Source organism: Shewanella mangrovisoli, assembly GCF_019457635.1.
In the GTDB taxonomy this organism is placed as follows: domain Bacteria; phylum Pseudomonadota; class Gammaproteobacteria; order Enterobacterales; family Shewanellaceae; genus Shewanella; species Shewanella mangrovisoli.
Window position 1 is genome coordinate 341,260 of sequence record NZ_CP080412.1, and the last position, 13,341, is coordinate 354,600.

The 13,341-nt window shown below is 48.2% G+C and carries 12 protein-coding genes; 4 read left to right on the top strand and 8 right to left on the bottom strand.

Annotated features, from left to right (window positions below):
• Positions 1-25: 25 nt before the first annotated feature.
• Positions 26-583 carry a porin family protein gene (locus K0H60_RS01600; protein WP_088212549.1) on the top strand — a complete coding sequence of 186 codons (558 nt, stop codon included), beginning with the start codon at positions 26-28 and terminating at the stop codon, positions 581-583.
• Between the two features lie 68 nt (positions 584-651).
• Here K0H60_RS01600 and glnG read toward each other — a convergent pair whose 3' ends face one another.
• The 6 genes from glnG to ppnP all read right to left on the bottom strand — a co-directional run bounded on the left by glnG (position 652) and on the right by ppnP (position 6,411).
• Positions 652-2,067 (bottom strand): nitrogen regulation protein NR(I), encoded by a 1,416-nt coding sequence (gene glnG, locus K0H60_RS01605; RefSeq protein WP_088212550.1) that lies wholly within the window; start codon positions 2,065-2,067, stop codon positions 652-654.
• A gap of 37 nt (positions 2,068-2,104) precedes the next feature.
• On the bottom strand, positions 2,105-3,151 hold the full coding sequence (gene glnL / locus K0H60_RS01610; protein ID WP_088212551.1) for a nitrogen regulation protein NR(II): 1,047 nt from the start codon (positions 3,149-3,151) through the stop codon (positions 2,105-2,107).
• A 120-nt stretch (positions 3,152-3,271) separates the two neighbouring features.
• Positions 3,272-3,805: a DUF4124 domain-containing protein gene (locus K0H60_RS01615; RefSeq protein ID WP_011715499.1), complete on the bottom strand. Its 534-nt coding sequence runs from the start codon at positions 3,803-3,805 to the stop codon at positions 3,272-3,274.
• A 274-nt stretch (positions 3,806-4,079) separates the two neighbouring features.
• Entirely contained in the window at positions 4,080-5,237 is a 1,158-nt protein-coding gene (locus tag K0H60_RS01620; RefSeq protein ID WP_220057042.1) for an iron-containing alcohol dehydrogenase, read from the bottom strand.
• A 149-nt stretch (positions 5,238-5,386) separates the two neighbouring features.
• Entirely contained in the window at positions 5,387-5,983 is a 597-nt protein-coding gene (locus K0H60_RS01625) for a TetR/AcrR family transcriptional regulator (RefSeq protein WP_220057043.1), read from the bottom strand.
• A gap of 116 nt (positions 5,984-6,099) precedes the next feature.
• Complete coding sequence (gene ppnP, locus K0H60_RS01630; RefSeq protein ID WP_011715502.1) at positions 6,100-6,411, bottom strand: pyrimidine/purine nucleoside phosphorylase; 312 nt, start codon at positions 6,409-6,411, stop codon at positions 6,100-6,102.
• A 311-nt stretch (positions 6,412-6,722) separates the two neighbouring features.
• Between ppnP and K0H60_RS01635 the strand changes: the two genes are divergently transcribed.
• Positions 6,723-8,678, top strand: coding sequence for a methyl-accepting chemotaxis protein (locus K0H60_RS01635; protein ID WP_220057044.1), 1,956 nt, complete (start codon positions 6,723-6,725; stop codon positions 8,676-8,678).
• A 147-nt stretch (positions 8,679-8,825) separates the two neighbouring features.
• Here the strand turns inward: K0H60_RS01635 and ovoA are convergent, their stop codons facing one another.
• Complete coding sequence (gene ovoA, locus K0H60_RS01640; protein ID WP_220057045.1) at positions 8,826-10,925, bottom strand: 5-histidylcysteine sulfoxide synthase; 2,100 nt, start codon at positions 10,923-10,925, stop codon at positions 8,826-8,828.
• Positions 10,926-11,264: 339 nt separating this feature from the next.
• Here ovoA and K0H60_RS01645 point away from each other — a divergent pair, with 339 nt between their 5' ends.
• A complete protein-coding gene (locus K0H60_RS01645; protein ID WP_220057046.1) occupies positions 11,265-11,660 on the top strand; it encodes a hypothetical protein in 396 nt (131 codons plus the stop codon).
• 8 nt (positions 11,661-11,668) lie between these two features.
• On the opposite strand, the gene K0H60_RS01650 is transcribed toward K0H60_RS01645, so the two are convergent.
• Entirely contained in the window at positions 11,669-11,866 is a 198-nt protein-coding gene (locus K0H60_RS01650) for a hypothetical protein (protein ID WP_220057047.1), read from the bottom strand.
• 367 nt (positions 11,867-12,233) lie between these two features.
• Here K0H60_RS01650 and K0H60_RS01655 point away from each other — a divergent pair, with 367 nt between their 5' ends.
• Entirely contained in the window at positions 12,234-13,073 is an 840-nt protein-coding gene (locus K0H60_RS01655; protein ID WP_220057048.1) for a PfkB family carbohydrate kinase, read from the top strand.
• Positions 13,074-13,341 lie beyond the last annotated feature (268 nt).

The following is a 13,341-nucleotide window of genomic DNA, read 5'->3' on the forward strand; positions in this document are numbered from 1 at the left end:
CAAGTTAACTCATTAGGAAAATATAATGAAAAAACTATCTTTAGTTGCGGTATCTTTATTATCTGCATTAGTGGCCGGCCAAGCTTCTGCGGCAGCCGATACTACTGGTTTTTATGTGGGTGGCGCACTAAACCGCGTAGCTGTGGATGTTGTTGATGATTCAGATACTGGCACAGGTTTCGGTGTTTACGGTGGTTACAACTTCAACGAGTGGTTTGGTTTAGAAGCTAATTTATTTGCGACGGCCGATTTGGGCGACAGAGATACGGATGTCACAGCGGGCGCATTAACCTTCACGCCTAAGTTTACTCTGCAAATCAATGATATGTTCTCAGCTTATGCAAAAGTTGGTGTTGCATCTATGGCTATGAATTTTGACGGTTTTGGTTTCGATGAAGATTTCACCGGTTTTGGTTGGACATATGGCGTAGGTATTAATGCTGCCGTGACCGAACGTTTAAATGTGCGCTTTAGCTACGATGTCACCACAGGTGATTTAGATGCTGACCACAGCTATTTGAATATGAAAGATATCGACACCGATATGAAGCAACTGGCGATTGGTGTACATTACCAGTTCTAATGATTTAGAGTTAATCTAAATAATAAAAAAGGGATAGTGATATCCCTTTTTTGCTTTTTAATGGATGCTTAATCCATAGACAATTCTTTGAGTTTTCGCGTTAAGGTATTTCTTCCCCAACCTAAACGTTTTGCCGCTTCTTGTTTATGCCCTTGGGTATGGCGTAATGCGGTTTCGAGCAAAATACGTTCAAAGGCCGGCTGAACTTCGGTTAATAAATCGCTATTTCCCTCAGACAGTTTTTGGTCAATCCACTCGGTGAGTGCCGATTGCCAATCTTGGCTGCCTTTTGCCATAGGATTAATGCTAGCGGGTTCTTTAAGTAGCTCTGGCGGTAAATCCTGGGGCAGGATTTCTTGTCCTGAGGCCATTACCGTGAGCCAGCGACAGGTATTCTCGAGTTGCCTGACGTTCCCTGGCCAAGGCAGTTGCGATAGCTTGGCGGCGGTCTCTTTGGTGAGGATTTTTGCCTCGACACCAATCTCCTTAGCGGCGGATGCTAAAAAGTGGGTCGCCAGTTGGGGAATATCCTCACGGCGTTGTGACAGCGGTGGCAAGTGAACACGGATAACATTGAGCCGATGGAATAGATCTTCCCTAAAGCCGCCTTTGAGCACGAGCTGCTCCAGATCTTGGTGAGTTGCGGCAATAATCCGCACATCTACCTGAACGGCGCTATGGCCGCCGACGCGATAAAATTGCCCATCGGCAAGCACCCGCAGTAGGCGGGTTTGTACGTCCAGCGGCATATCGCCGATTTCATCTAAAAACAGGGTGCCGCCATTGGCTTGCTCGAAGCGTCCTTGGCGCACGTTGGCCGCGCCGGTAAAGGCGCCTTTTTCATGGCCGAAGAGCTCCGATTCGATTAAATCTTTGGGAATTGCCGCCATATTCAAGGCGATAAAGGGTTTGTCTTTGCGCGGACTGTGTTTGTGCAATGCGCCTGCAACCAGCTCTTTACCCGTACCCGATTGGCCGTTGATCAGCACGCTGATTGAGGAGCGTGATAACCGGCCGATGGCGCGAAATACCTCCTGCATGGCGGGCGCTTCACCTATGATTTCGGGCGTTTTGACTTGCGTCTCCTGCGCCGCTGGTGCTGGGCTTTGCTCGGTCGCATGGGTTAGGGCGCGCTCGACTAAGGATATCGCTTCATCAATATCGAATGGCTTGGGTAAATACTCAAATGCCCCTGCCTGATAGGCGCTGACCGCACTGTCTAAATCCGAATGCGCAGTCATGATGATGACGGGAATATGCGGGTAGTGGATTTGCAGTCTTTCTAACAGGGTTAAACCATCGGTGCCCGGCATACGAATATCTGAGACTATGACCCGTGGCTGGGAAATCTCTAATGCTTGCCAGAGTGATTCGGCCGCGGCAAAGCTGGCGGTGCTGAGTTTCGCGCCTTGGAGCGCCTTTTCGAGCACCCAACGTATCGAACTGTCATCGTCGAGGATCCACACTTGTTCACTCATTCGCATTTTGCTTCCTCATACGGTATGTGTTGGTTTGTCTTGATTATTTGGCGCTTAAAATCGGTAACGAAATGATAAATTCGGTATGCCCAGGGCTGGATACACAATCGATTCTGCCCGAGTGTAATCTGGCAATGTTATGGGCAATCGATAGGCCCAGCCCCGAACCTTGCTCACGACTAGTGACCATGGGATAAAACAGTGTGTCCATCAGCTCTGGTGGTATGCCTGGGCCATTGTCGATAATCGACAGGGTCAGTACGAGCTTGTGGCGCTGCGAACCGATAGTGACCTGATGTTGTGTGCGGGTGCGGAGCAGGATTTCGCCACCTGTATGCTCAAGGGCTTGCACCGCATTCTGCAAAATATTCAGCACGGCTTGTTGCATTTGGTCGGGATCCATCTCGATATCGGGGATTGAGGGATCGTAGTCGCGCTTTAGCTGAATATTGGCGGGCAGAGCCATTTCCACCAGTTTATAGACCTTCTGCACCACTTGATGAATGTTGTGCAGGCTATGTTGGGTCGGTCGCTGCGGGCCGAGCAATCTGTCCACAAGGCTGCGCAGGCGGTCGGCCTGCTCAATGATCAAATTGGTAAATTCCTTTTGTGCCGGATCGTCTAATTCCCGCGAAAGCAATTGCGCCGCGCCACGCAGGCCTCCCAAGGGATTTTTGATCTCATGGGCTAAGTTACGAACCAGGAATTGCGCCGCCTGTTGCTGGGCATCTTGGCTGAGTTGCTGGTGGATCCGACGTTGTTGGTCGACCTGTCTTAGTTCAAGTAGGCTCAGTTGCGCTTCATCTTCGAGCGGGATCAGCGTTAGATCGACGGTATGATGTTGGGCATCTAAGGTCACTAAGGTGGCGGTGTTTACCGTGAGACCTTGGCCGGCTTTCACCGCATCGCTCAGGATCTGCGCTTCAACGCCAAGTGCTTGATAATGCTCCGGCAGGGCTTGCTCGACTAACCTATGGCTGCCGACACCTAACAGTTGCTCTGCTGCGGCGTTGGCATAACAAGGCTTAAGATCCTTATCGATGACAAGTACCGCGGTGACTAAATGATTAAGCAGAGTCTCTTTATCCATCTACCGTTCCTGAAATAGGGTTGCACCATTATGTTGCACCGATATGGTGCGGGCTGCAACTCGACTTCATCAAAGGGCTAGATTGAACAAAAACGACCTAATCAATTGTTATTAAATAGTTTAATTTGATTTTGGTTGTTTTTTCGGGACTGGATTCATCGCCGCTTGATGAAGAAATATCTTTCGTGGAGAGCTAGATGCAAAGACTTTGCCGTTTTGAGTCATGGCATCGACAACAATGGTATGTTCACCTCGGTCGATGTTCTTAAGTTGGAAGATGCCGCCCACTTGAGGCTGTCCGACCGTTTGACCGTCGAGTTTGAGTGCCATCAGATACTGGCTTTTGATCTCTGGGGTGACAGTGGCGGTGACTTGAAAGTCTCCGTTATTGTCTCTCACGGTTTCCTCTTCCGTAGGGGAAGTGATGACGACTTGATACTGGATTTGTTGGATCACTTGCGAGTCGTCCGCATCATTTTTTACGGGGGGCAGTGCAATTTGATTGAGGGTTTTCTCTTTTAACTCAACAACCTCGGCATTGGGATGTGGTTCATCTGAGTAATGGACTTTTCCATCCTTATCGACCCATTTGTACACTGTTGCTTGGGCGAACAGGCTGAGCAGCAATAAGCTGATGAGGGTTAATGCACGCATGCGAAAGTCCTTTTGCCTTGGAGATGAAGTTCTACAAGATTAGTCGTTTTTTCATCAAAAATCATGGTGTTTATTCAGCTAACTTAAGGTTTAGCGTGGGAATAAACGCGGGTTTGTTTTTATGCCTTCAAATCTGTAGCGAGTGTGGTTCTGAGAGCAAATATCTTGGACGGGGAAGGTGAAAGCGGCTTTGATGTTGAGGCGCAGGCGAGTTTGCCTCTTTTGGGGGAGTGTCAACGCACCACTATGGTGCGTTGACGGCGGTGACGAAAGCTTAGAGCGCTAGGGTTAAAATATCGCGGCTCATGGCGGGATCGATATTGCCATGTTCGCCTAGGGCAACCATGCCATGCTGCTCAAGCTGATTGACGACAGCATCGACGGCTTCTTTACCTAAATCGTAGGCAGATAAATGGGTTGCAATACCCATAGCTTCGAAGAAGGCTTGGGTTTTCGCAATGGCGGCCTCAATACGTTCGTCTTCAGAGCCAGTGTTGATATGCCACACTCTGTCTGCAAACTGCAGCAGCTTTTCACGCTTAGCGGCTTTAGTGCAGCGCAATAATGATGGTAATACAATGGCTAAGGTGCGGGCATGATCAATATCATACAAGGCTGTGAGTTCATGGCCGATCATATGTGTTGCCCAGTCGTGGGGTACACCTGTCGCAATCGTGCCATTGAGTGCCATGGTCGCGACCCACATCAAGTTAGCGCGAATATCGTAATCTTCGGGCTGTGTGAGTGCCTGTGGCCCTAGTTCAATCAAAATTTGCAGTAAGCCTTCGGCGAATCTGTCCTGCACCGCTGCATTGACCGGGTAGGTGAGGTACTGCTCCGTGATATGCACAAAAGCATCGACCACGCCGTTCGCCACTTGTCTTTCTGGCAGGGTGAAGGTCTTAGTAGGGTCGAGGATTGAGAATTGCGGATAAACCAAGTCGTTACGAAATGGCAGTTTAGCTTTCAACGATTTACGGGTCACCACGCTGGCGTTGTTCATCTCTGAACCCGTCGCAGGCAAGGTTAATACCGAGCCAAATGGCATGGCTTGAGTCACATTCGCGCCCCAGTTGGTGAGAATATCCCAAGGCTCGCCTTCAAATACCGCTGCCGCAGCAACAAACTTGGTACCATCGATCACTGAACCACCGCCGACCGCGAGTAAAAAGTCGATGTTTAATTCACGAACTTGCTCGACAGCCTGCATCAGGGTTTCGTAGGTTGGGTTCGGCTCGATTCCTTCAAACTCGACCACAAAACGGTTTCCAAGCGCTTGTTTTACTTCGGCTAAGGTGCCAGTTCGTCTGGCGCTGCTGCCGCCAAATAACACCATGACTCTGGCATCGCGAGGCACTAAGGTGTCGATTTCAGCTATGGTGTTTTTACCAAAGTGGATTCGGGTTGGGTTGTAGTAGGCGAAATTGAACATACTGCTATGTGTCCTATGGTTGGAAAATGATTTTAGTAGACCAGTCGTCTAGATTGGTTGGCTACTAAATGATAAATCAAGCCGATAAGGCTATATTTCATTGTTCATTAACGGGTTGGTGATGCATTGGTGTGCCAGCGTTGCTGGCATTAACCCATGGTTTTGGTCTTTAAAATAGATTCGGTCATTGCAAGGGCGCGCGCTAAAGCGGCATGGCTGTGGCCGAGTTTATTCATCAAACTGGCGCCGAGCCACATGTGGTACAGCAACTCTGCCGTTGCTTGGGCATCCTGTTCACAGATGGATTTATCGGCAATCCCCGCTTGAATGCTCTGGGTTAGGCGCTCGATGATGCCAGCCGAACCTTTTAAAAGCACAAGGCGCATGGCCTCAGACAGATCGGCAACCTCAGCACTTAACTTAACGACAAGGCATTTTTGATCGACACAACCGTCCTGCTGCACGTGCAACCATTTTTGCCAGTACTGCATTTGGCGCTCAAAGCCTGAGAGTTGAGTCTCGTTGAACAGGCCATCAAGCTCAGCTTGGTATTGCTCAAAATACCCCGCTAACAAGGCCTCACCGAATTGCTCTTTCGATTTAAAATAATGATAAAACGAGCCTTTAGGTACTTGGGCAGCCTTGAGTAATTGGGCTAAGCCTAGGCACGAAAAGCCTTGTTTGAGGATCAGTGAGTATCCAACGTCGAGAATATGCTGACGTGTCGATTGGGTTTCTGTTTTCATGGCGAAGGATCATAAAACATATTAGACCAGTCGTCTAGTGGTCGAGTTTGCATCAATAGTAGAGAGCAACTGATTGAGGAATGCCTAAGTCGATTAAGCATTCCTCGGTAAGGGTATTACAGGTAGCTGCAGCAATACTCGGCTATTGCATTGTTACGGATTTTGAAACTGACGTTGGCTGCAAGTTCGAATTGGCTACCTTCGCTAAAGGTTTGCCAAGTTGTGCTATTGGGCAGTAACACCTCGAAACTGCCACTGGTGACCTGCATAATTTCCCCCTGAGAGGTGGAAAACTCATATTCTCCAGGGAGGACCACGCCTAAGGTCTTTTTGCTGCCATCGCTGAAGAATACGCTGCGGCTGGCAACTTTACCCTCAAAGTAAATATTGGCTTTTTTCGCGACTGAGACTTGCTCGATTAACTCCATTTTACGCTCCCATAGTGTGCAATTTGAATTTGTATTCAATTCAATGTGATTTTTATGCTGTCGTCAATGTGAAAATTTTCATCGTTATTTTCATATATCACTTAACGGTTCTGCTTCATCGCGTGTTATTCGCATCTTGGATGGTGTGCATAAAAGCGTCTGAGTAAGGTTAATGGCTACTCAATTAGGGAGTTACGTACTGAATAAAAAAATGGCCTTACTTGGTCGAGGTTTCAATCTTCACCTATAGTTTTAACGGGAGTTGTTTTGCCTGCAATTATGGAATCTTGAGTGCGACAAGGAGTGTCTCCATGGGATTTACGCGTAAAATTCAATTGATCAGTTTACTGATTGTCCTCTTGCCGCTTGTTCTTGCGACGGCGATAGTCACTTATCTTGCTAAAAATGAACTCTTTGCCGAGGCTCAGTCACGTTTAGTGGCTGTGCGGGAAATTAAGCAGCGACAGATCAATGGCATGTTCCAAGATTTCTCCGATAACTTACAGTCTGTCAGTGCGGTGATCGCCAGCCAGCCGAACCTAGAAACCCTGAGCGATTTAGACTCAACGCTCAAATCCCTTAACAAACTGCTGGGTTTTTATGATTTGTTTATCATCTCCGATGACGGTTCGGTTTTTTACACAGTGGCGAAAGAACCAGACTATGGCACTAATCTGCGTACCGGCCCTTACCGAACTTCAGGGCTGGCTCAACTGTTCGATAAGGCCTCTGCAACTTCGGATACCGTGTTTTTACAGGATTTCTCCGCCTATGCACCATCAAACGGACAAGCGGCCGCCTTTATTGGCCAAGGCATTCAATACCATGGGCAGCATATTGTGGTGGCGGCACAGGTTTCTATCGAGCGAATAAACCGCGTGATGCAGATCCGTGAAGGGATGGGGGATTCTGGTGAAACTTATCTCATCGGCCCCGATAATCGAATGCGTTCCGACTCCTTTTTAGATCCTAAAAATCGCACCGTATCGGCCTCCTTTGCGGGCACAATCGCCCAAAATGGGGTTGATACCTTGGCGGTCAAGGCCGCGTTAGCTGGGCAAGAGGGGGTTATGCAGATATATGATTACAATCATAATCTAGTGCTATCAGCCTACTCGCCTGTTATTGAAATGGGGCTCAAGTGGGGCTTAATGGCCGAGATTGATGTGAGTGAAATCGCCGCGCCTGCCTACCATATTATGTATATCGGACTCGTGGTGTGCGGGCTATCGATAGTGCTGGCGATTGCGGCGGCAAAACTAGTGACCAGCTTCGTGCTTAAACCTCTGGGCGGTGAGCCCGAGGATATGTGCCATTTGACCAGCCTTATCGCCTCCGGGGACTTAACCCATAGTCTCTCCCACGCCCATGCCGATAATCATTTAATGAGCTGGCTTGCGAGGATGCAGACCAAATTAAAGGAAATTATTAGCCAATTGGTGGGGATGGGCCATGAGTTGGAATCCGCCGCAGAGCAAAACTCGGCGGCAATGAGCCAAGCCGACAGCAGTATTCAGATGCAGGCCAGAGAAACCGATATGTTAGCCACGGCCGTGGAGGAAATGAGTTATGCCGCCGCAGAGATCAGCACTAATACCATGAAATCTTCCGATGAGGTTTCTTCCTGTACTCAATCGAGTGGCATTCTCTCGCAGAATCTGGCGAGTACCCGCCAAAGTTTACAGGTGACGCTAGCAAGTTTCGCCGCCATTCATCAGCAGGTGAGTAATCTCGAGGCCGATAGCCAGAAGATAGGAAGTGTTCTGGATGTGATTAATGCGATTGCCGAGCAAACCAATCTATTAGCCCTCAATGCGGCGATTGAAGCTGCCCGAGCGGGCGAGCATGGCCGTGGCTTTGCCGTAGTCGCCGATGAAGTGCGGCAACTCGCCGTGAAGGTGCAAGAGGCGACGCAGGATATTGGAAAGGTATTACAAGGCATTCAGCAGCAATCGGCTGTGTTGGCGCAGCATAGTGTGACTTGTTCATCTGAGGCATCTAAAACCGCCGATGATGCTGAGGGTATGCAAGCGGCGGTGGATGATATTGCCAAGCGGCTCGAAACACTCAAAGCCTTAATGATCCAAACGGCAACGGCTGCGGAGGAACAAACCACAGTGTCGGCGACGATTGCTCAGGGCATTGCAGGGCTCAGTGCGGCGGCGGAGGAAAATAGCGCGGCCATCAGTCAAGTAGCCGCCAGTACCCGCAGCCTGTTAGGGCTAGCGAATCAACTTGGTTTAACAACGGCTCAGTTTAAGGTCTAGGACGCTGTGCAAGGCATGAGTAAGCAGTGCCGAGCATTCGCCGTTCTTGCAACTGGATGACTGTTATTACTGCGCCGTTTGTTATGCATCCGCCAGAAAGGATTATCTGGCGGATTTTTCTTTAGGGCGGCTATTAATCTTGCAAAACTAACGCTTACGCCAGATCGTCATCTCTGAAATCGAATGCTGGAATTTACGCTTGGTTTCGCGAATAACGAAGGGGATTTCTTTCACCGCAACCAGTTCAAATTGGCCTATCAAGGTTTCGGTTAACCCATCTAAAGTTGTGAAGTTTTCTCCTTTGACTTTAATCCCCCCAAGCCATTTCTCCTTTGGCGTGTAGTCTTCGAGCCAAGTATAAGGTGAGGCGATAACCAGATATCCCCCTTGATTGATGCGTTGCCCAATATTGGTGAGGAAGTGTTGCGGGTCGTTCAATCTGTCGATTAGATTTGAGGCGTAGACCAAATCGTATCCTGTGTAGATTGGCTTGAGATTGCAGGCATCCCCTTGGATAAAATTGACTTTTTTAGCTTCGCCAAGGTATCCCAGTTTAGCAAGGCTGGCGCTCTTGAATTCCTGTAAGTCTCCCTCTGTGCGAATGGTGTAGCGTTTTTCGCCTTGCTCTGTCAAAGCGTAGGCCTGTTGGATAAAGCGTGCCGAAAAGTCGATGCCATCCACATGGTCGAACACTTTGGCTAACTCAAAACTGGCGCGTCCGACAGAGCAACCTATATCTAAGGCCTTGGTGGTGTGCTCGAGTTGGATCTCGTTGAGTGCTTGTTGTACCCCATTAACGCAAAAATTCGGTACACCAAAGTACTCGGCGCCATAGTGGAATTCTAAATACTGGGAAATCAGTTCATCGGTTTCGTACACATTGACCTCGGCCATCTGTTCAGGATTTTGCAACGACTCGACGTAACGGAATCCAGCGTGTTGATAAAAGTGACGTCTGAAGGCATAGCGTGAGGCTGCAATAGCTTCATTGCCCGTTGAAATCCATGAGCCACCCTTAATTAGATTGTGCTTGCCATCGAAGGTAGGCGTTGAAAAATCATCGTAGAGCGGATGTACGGCAAAACCATTAAAACCGTCGATAGCGGTTTCGGTCCATTGCCAGACATTGCCGACAATGTCATAAAAATCATTGTGTTTAAAGCGGTTTACCGGGCAGGAAGAGGCGTGGTAAGCCAGCGAGATATTGCCAGGGACTTCATGCCAATCGGGGGCATCGCTCGGCACATTTTCCCGCAAGATATACCATTCTGCCTCGGTGAGCAGGCGAATATTGCTCTGACTTTGGCGCGCCTTCCAATTACAAAAGGCCTTAGCTTCGAGTTGATTGACTTCGACGGGCCAATTGAGCGGCAAAGGGATTTCGCTGGTGAGGTTACGTTGCCACCATTTATCATCGCGGCGGCGCCAAAAGCGTGGCATTTGAGCTTGGGTATACGCCAGCCAAGCTTGGCCTTCCTCATTCCAATAATCTTGAGTTTGATAGCCCCCCGCTTCGACAAAGGCTAGGTATTCTTGATTACTCACTAAGTACTTTGAGGCTTTAAAGTCGGCGACTTTAAAACTCTTGTTACCGTATTCGTTATCCCAGCCATAGGTGTTGTCTTGCTCTTTTTTACCTAAGGTGATTTTTTTACCCGCCACGGCAAGTAGTTGATTTGGCTCGGCGCTGCCAACATCCTGACACTCTGGCCACTGAGCATTGGCACACACGTCCTCTAATGGAAGCTGGCGAATAATGGCGGAAGAGGTCTCTAGGTGAATGCGCTCGTGTTCTATGCCCATTAAGATGACCCAAGCGGGGCTGTCTTGGCTGATCGGTAGAGTGATGGGCATGGTATCAATCAGTTGATTGACGACCTGTTTGACTTGATCCCTATACGTTTTTACCCCAGCGACACTTGGCCATTGATAGTGGGTTTCGTCGAGATCATCCCAAGACATTTCGTCCACACCGATGGCAAACATTGATTCAAAGTGATCATTCACTCGTTCATCGAGATACTTACCCAGCTTGAGTTTATTGATATAGAAAGTGGCGGTATGGCCAAAGTAAAAAATTAGCGGATGGCGCAGTGGCTCGGCTTTGACGTAATAAGCCTGGTCGTGTTTTATCAGTTCGAAGAGGGATTCATAGAGTGCCCAGGTTTGATTGAAGTATTGTTTAAGCTCTTGACGTTTCAGCGCCTCATTCTCACCCGTAAGTTTGAGTGTTTGCAAAACTGGCATATTCGATTTCTCCATAGGGCAAGCTGGTGCCATAGTGGTGGCTATGGGTTGTCAGGCTCAATACGTGGCGCGGGTTTATTGGATCACTCTATCAACAAAATGTGGCAGTTATTGAGCTATTTTTTCAAGCTAACAGAAAGTCTGCATGGCTCCAATCATTAACTCGAAGTACAGCATATGACCTTAGCGGCGTTATTTTTATTGCAGTAATGTGGGTTACAGCCTGAGGGGAATTGTCTGCAGAAGGTTAAAATTATTTTATCCCTGACCAGTATTTTATCTGCCAAGGTTAAGGCAGAATGTTCTCGTCCGTAAAATTATTATGCAGGATATAACGGGATGGCAATGAACGCATTATGGATACCCGCTTGGTATGAGCTTGATCCGTCGATCGTTGTGGGCGTGACTGAAGAGTTTGTATTTCATAAACCCGCTACCAATGAGGCACTGAGATTTTACAGCGGCGCGAAAGAAACTGGCGCAGTGAAAGCGACAGGCGCGATTTCAAGCATTCATCACAAAGTATTGGGGGATATTGAAAGTGTTGATGCTCAAGGGCTTGATTATACGGTTGTGTTAAAAGATGGTCGTCGTTTATTGGTGAACGCAGAGGAAGATCCTGGCCTCATTTACGAATGGGTGGACGACAGTTGGCAACCTTCGGAAATGGTGATCCAAGATTGGCAACTGGATGTAAAGTTTACCTCGCTTTCACCCTTTAAGATGGTCGATTAACGTCAATCCTACTTTTCGGAGCAGTTAGGCTCAAAGTGTTGAACCGACTGCTCCTCAAATAACGCCTTTAATAACTGATATTCATGCTGGATCTTCGCGACATACGCATCATGAAATTCCAACTCGTTAAATTCCTCTAAGCATTCGCGATAGCGGCGGAGTTGTTCTTCACCATCAATGTCCCTATGTAGCCATTCCATTAGCATACAAATTCCTTCAGTTTTTCATCCTTGAAGCACCAGTTTAACCTTTTGCAAATCTAAGAAAAGGTTGAATCTTGATGACATTTTTATGACTTAGCCTCTGAAATAGATATTTTAATAAATATTTTTATTATTTTTCATGTGCTTATATTTTGTTTGTTTGAGCTTATTAGTGTTTCAGTGTTCCTTTACTGAATTTGATTATAGTCAAAGTCTTACAGCCAAAGCCTGTTTAAGCTGTCATGCGCTGGTACGGCTTATTGGCTGATGAGATTGTGCCATCCTGTGTTTTGGTCTAGATTGAGGGCTCTTTTAACCGAGTCTTCGCCTAGATTTAGTGCGGTCTGTTCTTTCATTATGGAGTTCTGTCATGGCAAATATTTTGCTGGTGGCCAATCTTAACTGTGACCGAGTGTTGATCCTTGATAAACCATTGAAAACAGGCGGTCGCTTTCATTATCAAGATGGCGGACAAAGGCTCGGTGGTGGTGGCGCCAATACTGGGCTTGGACTGGTATGGGCGGGCCATAGGGTTGCCCTCGTGAGCCAAGTCGGGCGGGATGAAATGGGCGACTGGGTCATCGCTGAAGCGAGTACTCAAGGGCTCGATTGTCGTTTAGTGCAGCGCCGCGCGGGAAATACCTGTGAAATGTTATTGGTGATGACACCCGATGGTGAGCGCACCATCATTCGTCCGCAGCGGCCTATTTTTGAGTTATCCGTGCCGCCTAAATGGCAACATTGGGATGCGCTGTATTTTAATACTTCGGCGGAGGGCACGGTTAGTTGGGCGAAAACCGCACTGGATCACTGCCTTGTGATCGCGCAACTAGCGAAGGATGACAGACCTCGTCCTTGCCACGTGTTGCTAGCTTCCGTGAGTGATATGCAAGGCCGCTGTGATGTCGCATCTTGGGATTACGGCGTAAGCATTGGCGGAGAATCATTACGTTATTTTGTCGTCACCGACGGTGTGCGTGGCGCTAAGGTGTATACCCGAGATGATGTACAGCATGTCCCGGCTGTGCCTGCTGAGGTTGTCGATACCACTGGGGCGGGAGATGCCTATGCCGCAGGGCTTATTCATGGATTATGCGCGGGAAAAACCATTACCCAAGCCATGGCCGAAGGTGCGACTTGGGCGGCATTTGCTGTGGCCACCAACAGTTCTATCCCAGGCGATGCATTGAAGCAGTATTTAGAAGCATAAGTTGGGCGATAAATAGCAGGGAATTAAAGGGAGTCATCTTTCTGTCATCTGGGCTTGATAGAGTGTGCTCAGTGACGAATAGCTCTTGTCCCTTAACGTTTTCTTGTGCTTTTCTCCCATTTGTTGGTTCGCATGTTTGCCCCGTTTCCCCAACGGGGCATTTTTTTAGCTCGAATAATGTTATTCCGTTACCGAACGTTCATATTGTGGAAATATTGTGCGGTCGGCAAGGGATTACGTTAACATTCAGACAACGCATCTCGTTGAA

Bases quoted from the DNA above. Each gene is read 5' to 3' on its own strand.
- K0H60_RS01600 (WP_088212549.1), top strand. From the start codon at position 26: ATGAAAAAACTATCTTTAGTTGCGGTATCTTTATTATCTGCATTAGTG.
- glnG (WP_088212550.1), bottom strand. From the start codon at position 2,067: ATGCGAATGAGTGAACAAGTGTGGATCCTCGACGATGACAGTTCGATA.
- glnL (WP_088212551.1), bottom strand. From the start codon at position 3,151: ATGGATAAAGAGACTCTGCTTAATCATTTAGTCACCGCGGTACTTGTC.
- K0H60_RS01615 (WP_011715499.1), bottom strand. From the start codon at position 3,805: ATGCGTGCATTAACCCTCATCAGCTTATTGCTGCTCAGCCTGTTCGCC.
- K0H60_RS01620 (WP_220057042.1), bottom strand. From the start codon at position 5,237: ATGTTCAATTTCGCCTACTACAACCCAACCCGAATCCACTTTGGTAAA.
- K0H60_RS01625 (WP_220057043.1), bottom strand. From the start codon at position 5,983: ATGAAAACAGAAACCCAATCGACACGTCAGCATATTCTCGACGTTGGA.
- ppnP (WP_011715502.1), bottom strand. From the start codon at position 6,411: ATGGAGTTAATCGAGCAAGTCTCAGTCGCGAAAAAAGCCAATATTTAC.
- K0H60_RS01635 (WP_220057044.1), top strand. From the start codon at position 6,723: ATGGGATTTACGCGTAAAATTCAATTGATCAGTTTACTGATTGTCCTC.
- ovoA (WP_220057045.1), bottom strand. From the start codon at position 10,925: ATGCCAGTTTTGCAAACACTCAAACTTACGGGTGAGAATGAGGCGCTG.
- K0H60_RS01645 (WP_220057046.1), top strand. From the start codon at position 11,265: ATGGCAATGAACGCATTATGGATACCCGCTTGGTATGAGCTTGATCCG.
- K0H60_RS01650 (WP_220057047.1), bottom strand. From the start codon at position 11,866: ATGCTAATGGAATGGCTACATAGGGACATTGATGGTGAAGAACAACTC.
- K0H60_RS01655 (WP_220057048.1), top strand. From the start codon at position 12,234: ATGGCAAATATTTTGCTGGTGGCCAATCTTAACTGTGACCGAGTGTTG.